Annotated in this window: 13 protein-coding genes; all 13 read right to left on the bottom strand. The window is 62.5% G+C overall.

Translation table 11 applies throughout. The annotated features are described in order from the left end of the window. Positions 1-35: 35 nt before the first annotated feature. The 13 genes from PAN08_RS10990 to prmB all read right to left on the bottom strand — a co-directional run bounded on the left by PAN08_RS10990 (position 36) and on the right by prmB (position 18,532). Positions 36-1,130 carry a toxic anion resistance protein gene (locus tag PAN08_RS10990; RefSeq protein ID WP_269791552.1) on the bottom strand — a complete coding sequence of 365 codons (1,095 nt, stop codon included), beginning with the start codon at positions 1,128-1,130 and terminating at the stop codon, positions 36-38. 65 nt (positions 1,131-1,195) lie between these two features. Continuing rightward, positions 1,196-1,948, bottom strand: a complete 753-nt coding sequence (locus PAN08_RS10985; protein ID WP_269791551.1) for a hypothetical protein — start codon at positions 1,946-1,948, stop codon at positions 1,196-1,198. Further along, complete coding sequence (locus tag PAN08_RS10980) at positions 1,938-7,292, bottom strand: DNA repair ATPase (protein WP_269791550.1); 5,355 nt, start codon at positions 7,290-7,292, stop codon at positions 1,938-1,940. The genes PAN08_RS10985 and PAN08_RS10980 overlap by 11 nt, the downstream gene beginning before the upstream one ends. Positions 7,293-7,427: 135 nt before the next feature. After that, on the bottom strand, positions 7,428-9,431 hold the full coding sequence (locus tag PAN08_RS10975; protein WP_269791549.1) for a hypothetical protein: 2,004 nt from the start codon (positions 9,429-9,431) through the stop codon (positions 7,428-7,430). Further along, positions 9,431-10,114, bottom strand: a complete 684-nt coding sequence (locus PAN08_RS10970; protein WP_269791548.1) for a hypothetical protein — start codon at positions 10,112-10,114, stop codon at positions 9,431-9,433. The genes PAN08_RS10975 and PAN08_RS10970 overlap by 1 nt, the downstream gene beginning before the upstream one ends. Before the next feature lie 176 nt (positions 10,115-10,290). Further along, a complete protein-coding gene (locus PAN08_RS10965) occupies positions 10,291-10,962 on the bottom strand; it encodes a phosphoribosylanthranilate isomerase (RefSeq protein WP_269791547.1) in 672 nt (223 codons plus the stop codon). Then, positions 10,959-11,732, bottom strand: coding sequence for a tRNA pseudouridine(38-40) synthase TruA (gene truA / locus PAN08_RS10960; protein ID WP_269791546.1), 774 nt, complete (start codon positions 11,730-11,732; stop codon positions 10,959-10,961). Before truA ends, PAN08_RS10965 begins: the two co-directional genes overlap by 4 nt. A gap of 45 nt (positions 11,733-11,777) precedes the next feature. Beyond that, positions 11,778-12,137: a VOC family protein gene (locus PAN08_RS10955; RefSeq protein WP_269791545.1), complete on the bottom strand. Its 360-nt coding sequence runs from the start codon at positions 12,135-12,137 to the stop codon at positions 11,778-11,780. A gap of 10 nt (positions 12,138-12,147) precedes the next feature. Beyond that, on the bottom strand, positions 12,148-13,983 hold the full coding sequence (locus tag PAN08_RS10950) for a FimV/HubP family polar landmark protein (RefSeq protein ID WP_269791544.1): 1,836 nt from the start codon (positions 13,981-13,983) through the stop codon (positions 12,148-12,150). Positions 13,984-14,121: 138 nt separating this feature from the next. Next, complete coding sequence (locus PAN08_RS10945; protein WP_269791543.1) at positions 14,122-15,147, bottom strand: aspartate-semialdehyde dehydrogenase; 1,026 nt, start codon at positions 15,145-15,147, stop codon at positions 14,122-14,124. An 80-nt stretch (positions 15,148-15,227) separates the two neighbouring features. After that, positions 15,228-16,280, bottom strand: a complete 1,053-nt coding sequence (locus PAN08_RS10940; RefSeq protein WP_269791542.1) for a D-glycerate dehydrogenase — start codon at positions 16,278-16,280, stop codon at positions 15,228-15,230. Then, the gene (gene aroC / locus PAN08_RS10935) at positions 16,273-17,370 is read right to left on the bottom strand and encodes a chorismate synthase (protein WP_269791541.1); all 1,098 of its coding nucleotides are present in this window, start codon (positions 17,368-17,370) and stop codon (positions 16,273-16,275) included. The genes PAN08_RS10940 and aroC overlap by 8 nt, the downstream gene beginning before the upstream one ends. Before the next feature lie 232 nt (positions 17,371-17,602). Then, positions 17,603-18,532, bottom strand: a complete 930-nt coding sequence (gene prmB, locus PAN08_RS10930; protein ID WP_269791540.1) for a 50S ribosomal protein L3 N(5)-glutamine methyltransferase — start codon at positions 18,530-18,532, stop codon at positions 17,603-17,605. Between the last annotated feature and the right edge of the window lie 106 nt (positions 18,533-18,638).

The following is an 18,638-nucleotide window of genomic DNA, read 5'->3' as shown; positions in this document are numbered from 1 at the left end:
CACTCCAACCGATTCGCGGCGGTGGTGCTCCGTGCTTAGCCCTGCGTCGGTGCAGCCAGCCGCTGCTGTACATCTTCACGCAGGCGCGCCAGTTCAACTTCGGCCTGCTGCCGTTGCTGCATGCCCTCGCGATGAATGGTGCGCACTTCCTCGACGGTAGCTATCAGCTGCTCATGCACATGCCGCAACGTAGCCACATCGATTACTGCACGCTGATTGGCCTTGGCAGTTTCCACCGAGGTCTGGCGCATCAAGTCAGCATTGCGCCGCATCAACTCATTGGTCGCATCGTCGATGGCATTGGACAGCTCCACCGCATTCTTCTGCTCGCCCAACGAGAGTTGGATGGCGAACTGGCGCTTCCATGAGGGAATGGTGATGTCGCGCACCGCATTGAACTTCTCGATCAGCTGGATCGCATTGGCCTGGATCAGCCGGATCATCGGCAATGACTGATCAGCCGCATGCTGCATCACGGTCAGATCGCCCACGCGCTTATCGAGCAGACGGATGGCATTGTCGATCTCGCCACGACGGATACGTGACTCCGGATCTTCAAGGCCAATCAATGCCCGCAACTCAGCATTGAGCTCAGCCAACCGCTGTTTTCCGGCTGCCACATGGAGCCCAAGGCTCTGCCGTTCGTCGCGGACGATGGCATGCATGCGGTCGAATTCACCCACGCGCTGCCCCATCGTGGCCTGCTGCGTCCCCACATCGCGCATCAACTGTTCGATCTGCTGATTGGTGTCGCTGAACTTCTGCACCAGCTCACCCTTGGAGGCGCGCATGCGGTCGATCAGGCCGCCGATCACCGGCACCTTGGAGCGCTCATTGAGGCCATCCAGCTTCAGCGAACGGGCAATGCGCACGACCTCGCCCAGCTTGTCGCCCGATGCGTCCAGGTCGCGGTTGCGCACATGCTCCAGCAACTGCGTGGAGAACGCCGCACTTTTGCCTGCAGCCTCACGGCCAAATACATGCAGGTTGCCCGGGCTGATGTCGTCCAGCGTGCGTGTGATCTGCGCGATGCGCGGACGGTCGGCTTCGGTCAGGCCCAATGCGACCAGCGCGGTGCCATCCAACGTGGCTGAGGATTCGACTGGCACCGGGATATTGTCCTGCGTCATCTGCAACTCTCCTTGAGGAAGATGCGCGGCGCGGCGCGCGAGTCATGGAACATGCTTGAAGCGTGTCAGCGAAGTCTAGCCTGCATCGCCTCGACCTCTGCCAGTATCCGTGTCTGGGTGTCTGCCGCCGTGACCAACCGCGCCGACATTCCCGCCGCCTTGGTAGCCAGCACCTGTTGGCGCCATAACGGCAGCAATACATCACGGATGCGCTGATAGCGCTCCAGCAGCTCGACACTCTGCGCATGCAGCAACTGTAGCTGCGATGCTTCCAGTGCCCGCAACCGGGCGACCCCGCGCAAATGGTGAAGTCGCCGCTGCAAGGCCGCCACCGTCAACGTGCTGTCCGCCGCGCCGGCCTGTGCCACGGCATCCTGCAGCACTCGCTCGCCCGCTTCGGCCCAGGCATCAATCGCGCTGACCGCTTCAGCGGCGAGCACTGCTTGCTGCTGGTGCACGGGCAACGCGCCCTGCACCTCCGTGACGATGCCGTCGGCCCGCAGCAGACAGATATCCAATTGCCCGGCAAGGCGCTCAGCCTGTGCTTGCACCTCCACATCGCGGCCCAGCAGCCGTCCCAACAACCCAACGCTGCGGCGAATGGCTCCAGTATCGTGCGCGCGCATGGCCTGATGGATATTGTCCATTTCGGCAACCAGCCGTGCAGCGGCATGACCGTCGCCAGCAGCTGATGCACGCTGTTCGACCATGGCCAGCAAGCCCGCGCCGTAGCTGGCAACCGCCAACGGATCGTCCAATACCACCGCCGGAGTAGGCGGTGGCGGCAACGCGATCACGCGGGAATCGTCATGACTCATCAGACGCTTCGTTCTTTTGACTGCCTTGTTGCCCCGGCACTACCACCTGCCCGCCATAGAAGTGGCGCATCAAGGCTTCGTCCAGCGCTTTTTCCTCAGGGCTGCGCGCACGGCGAACGCGAGGCGCCGGCTTATCGGTTGTCGGCTCCTTGGCCAGCCAGTCACGCAGTTGCACCGCAAGCTGCGTCAACGCGTCGCCGACCTGACCCTGGCGCTGCTGGGAATCGGCCAATGCGCGTAGCAGCGGCTCAAAATCCTGCGCCGGCGGCGGCGCGAGCGGCGCTTCGGTCGGAGCGACCACGGGTGCCGGCCGCTCGGCCACCGACTGCAGCAACGCCACAATCTGCTCCCACGGCGCTTCCACCGTCGCGGCAACCGGTGCAGCCACGGGTGCCTCATCCGCACGCAGGCCCTGCAAGCCGCTGGCGATATCAGCCAGCTGCGCCACGACCCGCGCGCCGGTGTCGGCATCGTCGCCGCCCATTGCCTTGTCGCGCATGAAATCGCGTTTGATCTGCTCCCAGCGTGCCAACTGTGCCGAGTCCATGACCCCGCGCAGCTCGGCGAGCTTGAGCAGGTTTTCTTCCGAGCCACTGGTGAGCAGCTGCGACTCGCCCAGGTAGTGATCGGACACCAGCTGCTGCAGCTCGGCAGCATTCATCACGGGTGAGATCTTCTCCGACAGCTTGTTCATGTTGCGATAGCTGCCCTGCAACCGGAACGAAGGCTCAACCCGGTACTTGTCCGACTGAGCGGCACTGGCGATGTATTGCTGGTTGACCCGGTAGACCACCTCCCGCACCTGCATCACCCGCTCCAGTGTGGCGACGATCTCGTTGATCTCTGCGCCGCTGTAGGCATGGCTCAGTGCGTTGGTCGAAACCTCCTTGCCGTTGGCCTTGTCCACCAGCACGTAAAGATCGGCTAGATCACGCGTGGCCATCGGCGCCAAAACCTGACTGGAGGTGAGACTGTTCTCGATGTAGCTGAGCTTGAATGCCTCTTCCATGCCACCAAGCACGTCGCCCAGGTTGTAGATGTCAGCACGGTTGGCCAGCATGTCCGGCACCTTGAACACTTCGCCGGACTCGGTATACGGGTTGCCTGCCATCACCACACAGAACTTTTTACCGCGCAGGTCGTAGGTGCGAGTGCGGCCCTTCCACACGCCTTCAATGCGACGGGTGCCGTCGCACAACGAGATGAACTTCTGCAGAAATTCGGGATGCGTGTGCTGAATGTCGTCGACATACAGCATCGTGTTGTTGCCCATTTCCAACGCGAGATTAAGCTTGAGCAACTCCTGGCGCGAGGTGGCATCCGGGGCCTGCTCGGGATCCAGCGAGCGCACTTCGTGCCCCAGCGCCGGCCCATTGATCTTCATGAAAACCAATCCCAGCCGGTTGGCCACGTACTCCATCAACGTGGTTTTGCCGTAGCCGGGCGGGCTGATCATCATCAGCAGGCCCATCAGGTCGCTGCGCTTGTTCTCGCCCACCGTGCCCATCTGTTTGGCGAGGTTGTCGCCAATGATCGGAAGGTAGACGTCATTGATCAGCTTATTACGGACGAAGGAGCTGAGCGGGCGCGCCTGGAATTCGGTCAGCCGCAAGGCTTCGCGCTCGCGTGCACTGATGCGGTGACGCAGCGCCTGGTAGCGCTCGAAACCGGGTTGGAACTGATGACGATGCGCCTGCCAGCGTCCCAGAAAATCATCGACCGCCAGCGGCAGATGACCTTCGCGAATGCGCGGGTGCTCGCCCAGCAATCCCGCTGCATCGGCAATCAAGGTCACCTCGCGCACTTGGCTGCGCAGGCTGCGCTCAGCCAGCAACATCGCAACCGCTTCGGGCACGTAGCCAGCCAACGCGGCGAACTGCGGCTGCCCGCACATCGCCTGTAACCAATGCTCGGCTTGTGCCCATTGCAGCGACGGGCGCGAGGCCAGCTTCTGCAGAGAACGATCAAACGCTTCACTCTGCCCCGCCGCCTGCAATTGCTCACGCAGGCCATTAACCAACTGCCGCGCGTAGCCACTGAAACCAAACGTGGGTTCGCCCGCAGCCAACTCAGCGAGCAGGTACTCCGCGCCAGTCGCGGCAGCCGCGGTATCGAACGACAGCGCGTTCTCTGTCCGGAAGGCCACCAAAGCCTCGGCAATCTCATCACGCAATGCGTCAAGACCATCGCGTGAAGCAAACATGCGGGCGATGGCGAATGCACCGGCCGCACGCTCAACCCATTGCGCGACATCCTCACGCTTGCCCTCGCGTGACCAGAACATCAACGCCAACGCGCGTGCGGAAGGCGAATGCACCAAGGCACCTGCGGACTGATACAGCGGCAGAAGCGCTTGCAGAATCAACGTGGCGTCGTGGTCGTGAATGCCTTTTTCATAACCTTCGCGGTAGCGTGGCGCCGCGAAGTCGCGCACACGCTTACCCAGTCCGTCGGCCTGCGCGGTGTCACGCAACAGCAGCTCAACGCTCAATCCGTCACGGCCGAAGATGGCCGCATCCAGGATCAGGCCAGCCAGGTACTCACCGCGGTAAAGCGTGGGCGATTCCGAATCCAGCGTCACCGGCCAATAATCGCGCAGCGCTTCCAGTTCCGGATCAACAATGGATTCGTAGTAATCCGTACCGGTCAGATGCACCGATAACCCATCGCCACGCGGCAGGATGGTCAAGTCCAGTGGCTGCGTATTGACGCTGAAACGGTGGCGTCCCAGGCGGATCACATTGCCGCCGCCTTCGAACAAGTCCGTGCGGTCGCGCAACGCACGCACCGCCTGGTCACGCACGCCCTTCAGGCGCGCCTCGACATCGTCGGCCTTCACGCTGTCCCGGTACTCACGCAGGCGACCGGCCAGCTCGCGCAACTTCAGGATCAGCGGGTCGCCGGCAAAGAACGCATTGAGCTCGTCCACCGTGGTGAAGCGTTCGGTGCGCTTTGCCAAGCCATCAAGAATCCGGTTGGCCGCATCCAACACCGACTGCGCTTTGCGCTGGCGGGCATCCAACAGGGTCTGCTTGTGCGACTCGAAGGTATCCAGCAACTCTTCGCGCTTATTGAGGATGTCGCCGAGAAACTGCTCATGCTCGCCGAACTGGCTCTCCAGTTCTTCCAGCTGCACCATCAATCGCGATAACTGCTCGTCGGCACGCTCGGGGTCCGTCGCCAAGCCTAGAGCGCTGGTGATGGCCTGGCTGAACAACGAGAACTGAGCACCAAACTGTGCCACGGCTTCGGCCGAACCCAGCGAACGACGGCGCTGATCCGCACGTGCACGTGCCTGGTTGAGTTTGGCGTAGATGCCGGAAATAGCCTCCACTACGCGCGTGCGTTGCGCGGCGTCGTCCACCTTCAGGCTGGCCATCAATTCCGAAAGCATGTCCAGTTCCCCGGACATCGCCTGCATCTGCTCGATCTGCGTGACGAGCTGCTTGGCCGTTTGCGCCTGTTGGGCGACATTGTCCAGCTCTTGCAGGCGCTCGCCGAATGGCAACAAGGCCTTGTCACTGCCCAGAAACTCGCCTGTCACCACGCCAACGCGGTCGTGCGCATCCTGCAGTGAAGCGTTCATTGCATCAATCGCAGCGACATCCACATAGCGGAAATCACGTACGGTCAGCAGCCGCCCGCGCAGCTTTCCGACTTCGCCCAGGGCCTCCACGAACTCACTGATCTTCGTCCAGTTCTGCGGCTGTACGCGGCCCAGCAACGATTTGTGCTGGCTTGTGACTTCAGCCATCGCCTGCGCCGACTGCTTGCGGATGCTTTCGACTTTTTCGTACTCGTCGAGCATCGACTCGCCCGTCGCACTGATCTCGCGCAACAGCGTGGCCGCGCCTTCGCAATTGGCGTCATCCAGCCAATGGTGCGTATCGAACAAGCGCCGTGCGTTGTGGGTCAGCAGCTCGTAGCGTTGCAACGACACCTCGCGGCTGTCGATTTCACGCCCCATATCCAGCAAATTGGAAATACCGCGAACCAATTCAGCATTGCCAATGCGCGCCATGAAACTGGTGCCGGCCGGCCGATGCGCGGCAAATTCATCGCTACTGAAAGGTGTCTGCCAAACCTGCATCGGGTGGATGCGGGTCGGCTCCTCGTTCTCGGCATTGAACAGCACCATTCGGCCGTCGCGCAGGAATGCGTACCCCAACCCGAACACCGGGTTCTGCAACGCCCGCTGGATGCTGTTGTAGACGAACAGCGCCGATTTTCCGGCCTCGCGCTCGTAGAAGATGTACAGCATGTCCTCGCCGTTGGGCGAGCGGATCGATCGCTTGTAACGCATGCCCTGCATCGAGGCATCAAAGGCCTTGTGCTCACCGCTTTGCAGGTAATAACCGCCAGGAAAAATGATGCCGTGGTCATCAGGCAGCTGTACGCAGGCCTGGACGATGGCGTCATTGCGCACCACCTTGCCGGTCAGCGTGTTGTAGATCAGCCCGCGGCACACGTCCTCGCGATACGGCTGCACCTTGAGCAGGATCAACGAACCTACTCGGGTGAACTCGATGTCCGCATCGTCCACCGACTGGGTGCTGTCTTCAACCGGCTCACTGTAAACACCCTGCCCGGTTTCGGTGTTGTTCTCCACCTTGATGGTCAGGTCGCCACCGGTGGTCTCTACAAAGATCGTGTCGAGGATGTTCAGGTGCGGGAAACGCCCGGTCACCAGCATGTCGCGACTGGCACGGGTCCACTCAAAATCAAATGGCGGCGGCAGCGCGATGTCGCGCTCACCGCGTGCGTCGATATAGCTCAGCTCGCCGCTTGATGACAGCGACCAACGGAAAACCCGCACATCACTGCTGCGCTCGCCAATCTGGAAAGCCGCCAGTAATTTGCCGTCACGGACGATCAACTGCAGCAACCGCGCGTGCTTGTAGTAGGCGTAAAGCTCGGTGAAGTCGTGTACGAAGCCCAGCTGGGCAAGGAAGCTGCTTTTCAGATCCACCGGAGTGACGTCGTAACCTTCAGCGCCCTCCACCATGCGGTACAGGCCAAACACATCCTCGACGAGCGTCTGCGTCTTCAGGCCAATGAACACGTTGTAGCCGAACAGCAGCAGGTCATCACCGACCTGCACGATGTCCCGACCCACGCAGTTGTTTTCGGTGCGGATACGGAAGCGCCCCGCCACTTCCATGCGGCTGTCGCCGAACTCCTGCAGACGCCGCTGGTTCATCGCCTCGACGACCTGCCGCAGGCGCGTGCCTTGGTCGCTCAAGCGCTTGCGCAGCACCTCGTAAGCACCGCCCTGCGCCACCGCCTGATCAGCAATGGAGCCGACGTCGGTCGAAACTGCGGAGTCCTGGTTTGTATCGGCCATCGGTTATTCCCTGCCATGGCGCCGCGCGGCCAATCAGCCTGCAGAGCGAGCGCCATCATCCACGCCAGCACCGGGACCATACCCGGCGCTCTCGATTGCGCGCCCAGGCGATGCACTGCCCAGGCGCGTGCTCACTCAGCCTGCATCCGGCTCGGTGGCCGAAACGTCACTAGCGATCTGCTTGACCGGCTTACCGCGCGCAGCCATGTCCACCCCGAGGTAGCGCTGCATCAGGTCCTGCACGATCGGGCTCTTGTCTGTAAGGCCTTCAATGGACCGCCCCAGCGACACCGCCTTGACCAGATTCTCGAACATACCGCCGTCGCCGCCGACCAAATCGATATCGGCACTGCGCAACGCACTGGCGACGATCTCGGCATTCTCCTTGGATACTTCCTTGCCGGCATCCAGTGTCGCCATGGCCTGCTTCAGGCTCGTTTCGAGCGTCATGCGGAACTCTTCATGACCGCGTGCGGTGTCGCCCAGCGAATCAATCGCCAGGAACTTGCGGGTCAGGCCTTCGGCCTCAGCGGACAGCTTCTTCTCGATCACCGAGGCTTCGGCCAGGCCCTGCGTCTCGGTCGCCGTTGCCTTGGCACGGCCCATCTGCTCTTCGCCCAGCGCTTGCGCGGCCAGTTGCTCAGCCAGCACCCTGACTTCCGCACTGCCCTGCTTGAAGTTGGCATCGGCCATGGCATCAACCACGCGCGCCTCGGCAATGCCGACCTTCTCGATGGCCAGCGCACCTGCTTCCTTGACCTGCGCATCAGCCAGACCCGGCGCAGCGCGTTCGGCGCGGACGCCGTCAGCCAGTGCCTTCTTGGCCTCTGCCTGCTTACCGGCTGCATCAAATTCCGCCTGCGCCAGCGTGGTGATTTCCACTGCCTTGTGCTTGGCAGCAGCTTCACTGGCCTCGGCTTCCTTGACCTGCTTGAGCAGCGATTCCTGTGCCTTTGCCTCGGCTTCAAGGATGGTGACCTGCTTCAAGCGATCAGCCTCGGACACCTGGCGCACTTCCTTGATGCGCTCTTCTTCCTGCGCCACGGTCTTGTCGATGGAGATGCGTTCGCGGGTGATGTTGGCCACATCCATCTTGCCCTGCTCAACCACCTTGTCGCGCTCCACGCCCTGCAACTGCACTTCACGGTCGGTAGTGACCTGCTCCAGCTGACGGGCACGGGTCACGCGCTCAACCTCGATGGCAACGGCACGCTGGCGGTTCTGCTCGGCCACTTCCACTTCGCGCATGCGGTTCTGCTCACGGATATCGATCAGCTGCTGCGCTTCGATGCGGGCGTTTTCCGAGAGCTGACGCTGTTCTTCCTGCACTTTCAACGTTTCAGCTTGTTCGCGTGCGCGAATGGTGTCGACCTCGCGCTTCTGCCGTGCCTCGGCCTCTGCCTGCTGGCGCTCCAGCGCAAGCGTGGCTTCCTTGGCTTCCACGTTCTTCTTGGTGATGGCCAGACGCTCGTTCTGCGCCAGGTCATTGGTAATTACGTTCTGCGCGGCGGTCAGCTCGGTGATCTTGCGGATGCCTTCAGCGTCGAGAATATTGCTCGGGTCCAGCAGCGACTTCGGCGTCTGCTCCAGGTAATCAATGGCCACGTCTTCCAACGCATAGCCGTTCAAGTCGTTGCCGATCACCGCGATGATTTCGTCGCGGAATTCCTGGCGTTTCTCGAACAGCTGAGTGAAGTCGAACTTCTTGCCGACCGTCTTCAGCGCTTCGGAGAATTTGGCATTGAACAGTTCGTCCACTGCGTTCTTGTCCGATGCACGATCAGCACCAATGGCTTTGGCCACGCGCAGCACGTCGGCCTGCGTTTCGTTCACGCGCAGGTAGAACGCCACGGTGATGTCGGCACGCATGTTGTCGCGACAGATCAAACCTTCCTTGCCACGACGATCCACCTGCAGGGTGATCAGGCTGATGCGCATGTGCTCGGCGCGGTACAGCACCGGGATGATCAACGCGCCGGTGAAATGCACCTTGGGCATCGAGCTCATGTCGTTAACGATCAGGGCGGTGCCCTGGTCAACCTTTTTGTAGAACGCCTTGAACAGGCCTGCCAGCCCCAGGAAAAACACCAGCAGGATGCCTACGCCGATAACGAACGGGGCCAGAGCAGCTAGACTCATCAGTGGATCTCCTTGTCGCCTGAAACTTGAGGAATGGAAACGTCCAACGCTGGCAGTTCGGCATCGCCGACTACCAGGTAGTGATTGTGTTCGCGCAGATAGTCGACCAGGCGTACCTGGTCGCCGCGCATGTAGCGACGGCCATCACGGCTGCGCACCTGCAGGATCAAACCTGCACCGCCATCATCGAACTGCGCATAGCCGCGTTCGGCGGTGACATCCGGTGAAGTCACCAACCCGGCCTTGCCGAGTATGGATTCCTGCTCCACCGGGCGGAGCTTCATCAGCAGCCGGCGGATCGGTCGCAGCACCCACGAGGAAACCACCGCGCCGGGAATCAACGCAGCGATGGCCACAGCGGTGCCGATGCCCCATCGCAACGGCGTGGGCAATGACTGAAGAAAGAAAAGCTGGACCAGATACGTGATCGTCCAACCGAAGAAAGCAAGCAACAGCACCACCAGCATGGTGGGTGCGCCGCCGAGGCCCAGGCGCGCGAACATCGCCGCCAGGCCAGTAGCACCGCCATCAGCGGAATGAAAATCGGCACCATCGCCGCTGCCAATGCCGCCTTCATCAACGATGCCGGTCGCCGCCAGCGTCCAGTAAATCACCGCAAAGCAAAGCACGACGCTGTACGGCAGCGTCGGATATGACAGTACTACGTCCAGAAATTCCGCCATGTACCCTTTCCCTGTGGCACTCGGCTACCGTGCGGCCCGCTCCCTTCCTTCAAGGAAAGACGCGGGCAGTTCCCGCAGGCATCCGTGCATTCGCCCTTGCCACATCATAAGGGATTGCCTCTACGCAGGCGTGTTCCCGTGGCAGAGTTGCCAAGCGGCATGGCGAGTTTGTGATGTCAGCCTGCGGATTCAGTTTCGTCAGCGGCGGCATCGGCACGACGCACTTCCTCGACGAACTGGCGCATCTTGTAACCGTCCTTGAGACCCGGCGCCGACTCGATGCCACTGGAGACATCCACGCCCCAAGGCTGGGTGGCAAGGATGGCGTCATGCACATTTTCCGGACGAATGCCCCCGGCCAGCAGGTACGGGCGATGCACACCGGCCGGGATCCGTGACCAGTCAAAGGCCACCCCGGTTCCACCACTGCCACCCTGCGCATGACTGTCGAATAGAAAACCGGCCGCATGCGGGTACATCTGCTGAAGACCGCGCACGGTGACTTCAGCGCCGCCCCCCATGGCAATGGCCTTCAGGTACGGCATGTTGAAGCTGCGGCAGAACGCATCATCCTCGTCGCCGTGAAACTGCAGCAATGTCGGCCGTACTGCACGCAATACTTCGCGAATTTCCTCGCGGTTGTTGTGCTGGAACAGCGCCACTACATCGACCATCGGCGCAATGGCCTGGCGCATCGCCCGTGCTTCGGACGGTGCCACTCGGCGCACGCTGCCCTTGGCAAAGATGAAGCCAATGGCGTCCACACCCAGCTCAGTGGCCAGGCGGATATCGCCGGCGCGGGTCATGCCACAGAACTTGATGCGGGTACGGAACAAGGTACGGCTCATAGCGTTACCTCCGCCGGCAATTGCCAAACATCAGGATACAGCGGCCCGACAAACACCAAGCCCTGCGGTGGCGCAGTGGGCCCGGCCAGATTACGGTCGCGCCCGGCCAGTAGTTCACCAACCCACGCCTCCGGCTTCTCGCCAGACCCCACCATCAGCAGCGAGCCGACGATGTTGCGCACCATGTGGTGCAGGAACGCATTGGCTTGCACCTGCACTTCGACCACTTCGCCCTGGCGGCTTACTGAGATCGCCTGCAGCTCACGGCGTGCATGCAGTGCCTGGCATTGCGAACTGCGGAAGGCACCAAAATCGTTCTCACCCAGCAGGGCCTGCGCCGCACGATGCATGGCATCGGCATCCAACGGGCGACGCTCCCAGCTCAGCGTCTGCCGGTACAGCGCCGGGCGCACCTGCCGGTTCAACAGACGGTAGCGATAACGCCGCGCCTTTGCCGAGAACCGCGCATGGAACTCATCGGCGGCCGGCACACACCAGCGCACGCAGATCGAAGGCGGCAAGCGCGTAGTGGTGCCCAGCACCCAGCTGCGCGGCGAGCGCTCCACGTCACTGTCGAAGTGCACTACCTGGCATTCGCCATGCACGCCGGCATCGGTGCGGCCTGCACAGACCACACTGATCGGCGCATTGGCTACCGACGACAACGCCTCCTGCAGGGTTGCCTGCACACTCACGCAGCCGCTTTCACCGAGCTGCTGCCAGCCCTTGAACTCGCTGCCGTCATATTCCACGCCCAGCGCGTAACGCATCTTCAAACCTCTTGTTTTCGGGCGCCGTAGAACACGGCAGGTCACTCAGTCGCTGTCGCGCTCGGACCACACAGCCAGCTCATTGCCACCGGGCTCGATGAACTGGAAGCGACGGCCTCCGGGGAAGGTGAAAATCGCTTTTGCGAGGGTGCCGCCATGGGCTTCCACCGCTGCCTGCACCGGCGCCAGCTGCGCGGCATAGAGCACCAACAAAGCCGCACCCGTTTCGGATGTCACCGGCGTTGCGCGGAAGAAGCCACCCTGTAGCAGGCCATCGTCAAAGGCGGTGTAATCCGGGCCGTAGTCCTCGAACGTCCATCCAAACACCTGCTCGAAAAAACGGCGGCTGGCAGCCGGGTCGCGCGACGCAAATTCCACATAATCAATACCACGTTCGCGCTTCATCACAGGCCCCTCAACCCAGTCGATTCAACAGTTCAAGCGCTTCGGTTCGCGCCAGCGGATCGCTACCGAGCGCAACCTCATTGAGCAGCGTGCGCGCGGTTTCCGCATCACCCAGATCCAAATAGGCAATGGCCAGCTCCAGCCGTTCACGGCCCGCCGGGGCCGGATTCAACGGCGCGACTGCAGCCATATCACCGGCCAACCAGCGTGCTTCATCTGCGGCAGCCGGTTCGGAAACCGAGGGCAGCTCCTGCGGGCGGGCGTATCCACGCGAGGCTTCAAACATCAAAGCCGGCTTGCTTTCGACAGGCGGCAATGGTTCACCGGCAACCGCTGCTTCGGGCTTTGCCCAGAGCGGCATGTCTGCATCGTGCGGCGGCAGTGTCACGACATCCTCACCCTCGTCCTTCCGTGCATCTGTAGCGAAGGCAGCCGATGCTTCGAGATCGGCGTCGCGCGCGCCGTCATTGCCATGGTCGAACGCAACGGCGCCTGCCGGCAAGGCAGCGGCAAGCGTGTCGGCATTGAAGCCCTCACGCGAGGCGGTCTTCAACGGCGATGGCTTGCGACGACGCGACAGCGCCCAGGCCACGACAGCCAGTACCAGCAGCGCCAGGCCCAGCCACAACCAGCCCAGTGAAGCCGCAGCGTCCTGCTTGTTACTCTCGGCCAGACGCTGCTGGGCAGCAGCCAGATCCGAATCCTTCATCGCGATCAACGACTGCTGCTGCTTCTGCAGCTTCTCCAACTCGGCGACGCGGTCACGCAGCTCCTGCATTTCCACATCGCGCGTGGCGAGGTCTTCCCGCGCCTGTTGCAGTTGTTCGTTCGCCAGCATGTCACCCTCGCCGCCGGCATCGAGTCCGGTCGTCATTCCTGCAGTCTGTTGACCACCGGCGACAGCCGGGGCGATCTCCAACCGCGCACCACTCGGCGCTGCGGCGGCATGATTGTTGGTAGCCGGCCGTGCCACCACCGCCGCATCGGCAATGGCCGGCTGCGGGATCGGGGCACGCGCCTGCCGCCATTGCGCGGTCTGCTCGCGCACGATGGTGCGGGCTTCTGCGGCATTCACCCGTGCCAGCTCTTCCTCGGCCGGCGTACGCAGCACCGCGCCCTGCTTGAGCAGATTGACGTTCCCGCGAATGAACGCCTCCGGGTTGGCGCGCATCAGCGCGACCATGTTCTGGTTCAACGAGTAGCCGTTCTCGCGGGTAAGCGCGCCGGCAATCTGCGACAGGCTCTGCCCGCGCTGCACCGGCGCCAACTCACCCGCTGGGCGCGACACAGGTGCCATTGGCGGCCTTGCTGCCTGGACGGGAGCAGACGGTGTTAGAGGTGCTGGCGTCGGCACGGCAACCGGTTGCGGCAATGCTGCCGGTGCCTGCGGAAGCGGCTCCGGCTCGCGGACGATCAGGTCGGACGGCGCGGCAGCGGGGGCTTCGATCACCGGCTCGGCAACCGCTGTGGCGGTTTCCGGCGCGGCAACCAGTGCCGAGTACTCACGGACCAGACGGCCCTGCCCCCAGTCCACTTCGATCAGGAAACCCACCGACGGCACCTGCACCGGGGTGGCGCTGGTCACGCGGATGACCGCACGGCCTTCACGGTCCTGCGCAAACTGGAACTGCAGTTCGCTCACCAGCCCATCCGGCGGCGGCAGACCGACACGCTCGAACGTGGCCGGTGCGGCCAGCGTTGCGCGGGCGTTGTCCAACTCGCTCGAGTCGCTGGTAATGACGGGGATCTCGGCCACCAAAGGCTGACCGGGCTTGGACAACACACGGATGTTGCCTAGCCCCAAGGCCATCGCAGCGCTACTGAACAGCGCCAGGATGAGAACCATCACGCCTTGTATGGAGCGCATCGCGCCTTTGCCCGGAAGTTTCATGCCGGCAAATATAACGGCTGTACCGCCTTTCTAGTACCGCGCTGTTCGTACTCTCGTAACAACGCCGGCATTGCGCCGGCGTTGTCTGCCACCTCAGCCGCCGTTGGCGACCAGTTCGGCCACCTGCACCGCGTTGAGTGCGGCGCCCTTGCGGATGTTGTCAGCCACCACCCACATGTTGAGACCACGCGGGTGCGAGATGTCCTCACGGATGCGGCCCACGTAGACCGGGTCGGTGCCCGAGGCATGAGTAACCGGGGTCGGGTAACCGCCGGCCTTGCGCTCGTCCACCACCTTCACCCCCGGCGCTGCAGCCAACAGCTCGCGCGCCTGCTCGGTGGTGATCTTCTTTTTGGTCTCGATGTTGACCGCCTCGGAGTGACCGTAGAACACCGGCACACGCACGGCGGTCGGGTTCACCAGGATGGTGTCGTCACCAAGGATCTTGCGGGTTTCCCACACCAGCTTCATTTCTTCCTTGGTGAAGCCGTTGTCGAGGAACTCATCAATGTGTGGAATCAGGTTGAAGGCAATCTGCACCGGGAACTTGGTCGGCTCGATCTCCTGGAAGCCCAGCAGCTGCGCGGTCTGCTTGCCCAGCTCTTCCATGCCGCTCTGGCCGGCGCCGGACACCGACTGATACGTGGCGATGTTGATGCGCTCGATGCCGTACTCGCGGTGGATCGGTGCCAGCACCGGCATCAGCTGCATGGTCGAGCAGTTCGGGTTCGCGATGATGCCGCGCGGGCGGTTCTTCGCCGCTTCCGGGTTGACCTCGGACACCACCAGCGGCACGTCGTCGTCGTAGCGAAAGGTGGAGGAGTTGTCGATCACCACGGCGCCGGCAGCGGCGAACTTGGGCGCGAACTCCTTGGAAATGCCACCACCTGCCGAGAACAGCGCGATCTCGACGCCTGATGGGTCAAACGTGGCCAGGTCCTGGATGGTGATCTTCTCGCCTTCGAAATCGACCTTCTGACCGGCCGAACGCTCCGAAGCGAGCAGGGTCAACTTGCTGATCGGGAAATTGCGCTCAGCCAGGATCGACAACATGGTCTGGCCGACAGCGCCAGTGGCGCCAACAACGGCTACGTGGAAACGACGGGCTTCATTGCTCATGGGGTGCACTCGTAAAGGATTGGGGGGACACACGTCGAGCCAGGTTCGGGGAACCTCCGGCGGACAGCCACGGAGGCTCCCTACCGTTTTTTGCTGTCGATTTTGCCGCCGGCAGTAGCGCTGCGGGCGTTGCCGCTGGTCAGCAGGTCGGTATTGATTGCATTGCCAGGACGGCCGGCGTCCGGCCCCAGGCCCAACCCGGCCAGCAGGTTGTCCACCGCCACCTGCACCATCGCCCGGCGCGTGGCCAGCGATGCACTGCCGATATGCGGGGTCAGCACGATATTGCGCAGAGCCAGCAGCTCCGGGCGCACGACCGGTTCGTTCTCGTAAACATCCAGCCCGGCTGACGCCAACCGGCCATTGGCCAGTGCATCAACCAGTGCCAGCTCATCGACGATGCCACCACGGGCGATGTTCACCAGCGTGGCCGTGGGCTTCATCTTCGCCAGCGCGGCGGCATTGATGATGTGGTGGTTCTGCGCGGTGTACGGCAGCACCAGTACCAGATGATCGACGCGCGACAGCAGTTCATCGAAGCCGACATAATCTGCGCCGACTTCCTGCTCCAAGCCCTGCGGCAACCGCGAACGGTTGTGATACAGCACCTTCATGCCGAAGCCGTGGTGACCGCGGCGCGCAATGGCCTGACCGATCCGGCCCATGCCGAGAATGCCCAGCGTGCTGCCATGCAGATCGGCACCGAGCATGGTGGTGAACGACCACTGGCCCCAGTTGCCTTCTCGCAGCCAGCGGTCGGATTCAACAATGCGCCGTGCCGCTGCCATCAGCAGCGAGAAGCCAAGGTCGGCGGTGGTTTCAGTGAGGACATCGGGTGTGTTGGTAGCGATGATGCCTGCTGCACTCAACGCCGGAACGTCGAGATTGTTGTAACCAACGCCGACATTGGCGATAACCTTCAACTGTGAGGCGGCAGCAATTTCAGCCGCGCCAATACGGTCGTTGAGCGTAACCAGCGCACCATCCACCTCCGCCAGATGCGCAGCAATCGCGGCACCGTCGTGCGCGCTGACATCATCCGTGGCAACCACGTCGCAGTACGCTGCCAGCTGCGCGACGGTGTCGTCGAACAATGGCTGCGAAACCCAGACACGCGGCCGCTGATCAGCCATCGAGATTACCGGGGATGCGTGGTGCCATTTCGCCAACATCGCCACATTGCGCACGGTGACGCAGCGCCTGATCCACCAGCACCATCGCCAACATTGCTTCGGCGATAGGCGTGGCGCGGATGCCCACGCACGGGTCGTGGCGGCCGGTGGTGATGACATCGACGGCGTTGCCAGACGTATCTACCGTTGCACCCGGCAGACGCAGGCTGGAGGTGGGCTTGAGCACCATCGACGCAACAACCTGCTGCCCGGTGGAAATACCCCCCAAGATGCCGCCGGCATGGTTGGACTGGAAACCCTGCGGAGAAATCAGATCACGGTGCTCGGTGCCCTTCTGCGAGGCACTGGCGAAACCGTCGCCGATTTCCACACCCTTGACCGCATTGATGCTCATCAGCGCAGCGGCGATATCACCATCAAGCTTACCGTAGATAGGCTCACCCCATCCCGGCGGCACGCCATCGGCGACCACACTCACGCGCGCACCAACCGAGTCTCCGGATTTGCGCAGCGCATCCATGTACGCCTCCAGCGCCGGCACCTGTGCGGCATCGGGCCAGAAGAAAGGGTTTTCCTCGACCGCGCTCCAGTCGAAGCCGAGCGGAGTGATTTCGCCCAGCTGAGATAGGTAACCGCGCACGGTCACGCCGTAGCGCTGCTGCAGCCACTTCTTGGCGATGACGCCGGCGGCCACGCGCATGGTGGTTTCGCGCGCCGAAGAACGGCCACCACCACGCGGATCGCGGATGCCGTACTTCTGCCAATAGCTGTAATCAGCATGGCCCGGACGGAACTGTTGCGCGATGTTGCTGTAATCCTTGCTGCGCTGGTCGGTATTGCGAATCAGCAGCGCAATCGGCGTACCGGTGGTCTTGCCCTCATACACGCCGGACAGGATCTCAACTTCGTCCGCCTCACGCCGTGCCGAGGTATGGCGACTCTTGCCGGTGGCGCGACGCTGCAGGTCATGCGCGAATTCTTCTGGCGTGATTTCCAGCCCCGGGGGACAACCATCTATCACACAGCCGATGGCCGGCCCGTGGGATTCGCCAAAGGTAGTGACACGAAAAAGTTGTCCGAATGTATTCACGTTGCTGTTTTGCTCTCGCTGTTTTGCGTTTGCTTTGCCGCGTTCACCGCATCTGCTGCAATGGCTTTGTCACCGTTGCTCTATTGCTGACTACCCGCGCAGGCGGGAATCGGTCTTTTTCATGTCATTGCCCTCGCCTCACCTCATGCCAGGCAGATGGAGCCGAGGCCAGAGCCCCCCGCCTTCGCGGGGATGCTGGCAGAAGCGGACAATGCTCCTGCCAGCAAGACTCTTACGCCCGCGCCGCTGCCAACTCGGCAATCCGCGCATGGTGAGCACGCAGTTCGCTGGCTTCCACCGCGAAGATGCCCATCTGCCCAACCTTGAACTCGATCCAGGCAAAGTCGACTTCCGGCAGCAGCTTGATCAGGTGCTGTTCGGATTCGCCCACTTCGCAGATCAGGAGGCCTTCTTCGGTCAGATGGTTCGGCGCATCGCGCAAAATCTTCAGCACCAGGTCCAGGCCATCGTCGCCGGCACGCAGCGCCAGGTCCGGCTCGTGCGAGTACTCCTGCGGCAGCGCGTCGGTCTCGTCATTGGTGACGTACGGCGGATTGGTGACGATCAGCTCATACACACGGCCCTGCAAGCCATTGAACAGATCGCTCTTGACCAGTTCAACGTTGTGGGCAAGCAGCCGCTCCTTGTTCTCGACCGCCAACGACAGCGCGGCGTCATTGACGTCGCTGCCGTCTACCTGCCAGTTGGGGTAGTAATGGCCCATGGCGATGGCGATGCAGCCCGAACCGGTGCACAGGTCCAGCGCGCGGGCGACATCGCGGCCCGCCAGCCACGGCTCAAATCCGTTGAGGATCAGCTCGGCAATCGGCGAACGCGGCACCAGTGCGCGGGCATCGCTCTTGAAGCTGAGCCCTGCAAACCACGCCTCACCGGTCAGATAAGCGGCCGGCAGGCGCTCGCTGATGCGGCGCTCGAACAAGGCCAGCACGCGCTCGCGTTCTTCCAGCAGCACGCGCGCACTGCCATAGGCCGGGCCGAGGTCCGGTGGCAAATGCAGGCTGTACAACACCAGCTGGGTGGATTCGTCCAGGGCGTTGTCGTAGCTGTGGCCGAAGGTCAGGCCCGCGGCATTGAAACGGCTGGCGCCGTAACGGATCAGATCGATGATCGTGTGAAGTTCAGCGGCCGCTTGAGCAGTCATGGCATACGGAAATACTTGAATGGTCTGCGATTATAGGCGCCTGCCCGGTATATTGAGCGCCCAGTTGCAGCGGAAACTTCGGCGATAGCCGCCAACCGGCACCGAA

This window comes from Stenotrophomonas sp. Iso1 (assembly GCF_027497995.1).
GTDB lineage: Bacteria > Pseudomonadota > Gammaproteobacteria > Xanthomonadales > Xanthomonadaceae > Stenotrophomonas.
The sequence above is the reverse complement of the archived record's forward strand: the minus strand, read 5'-3'. Positions and strand labels throughout refer to the sequence as shown.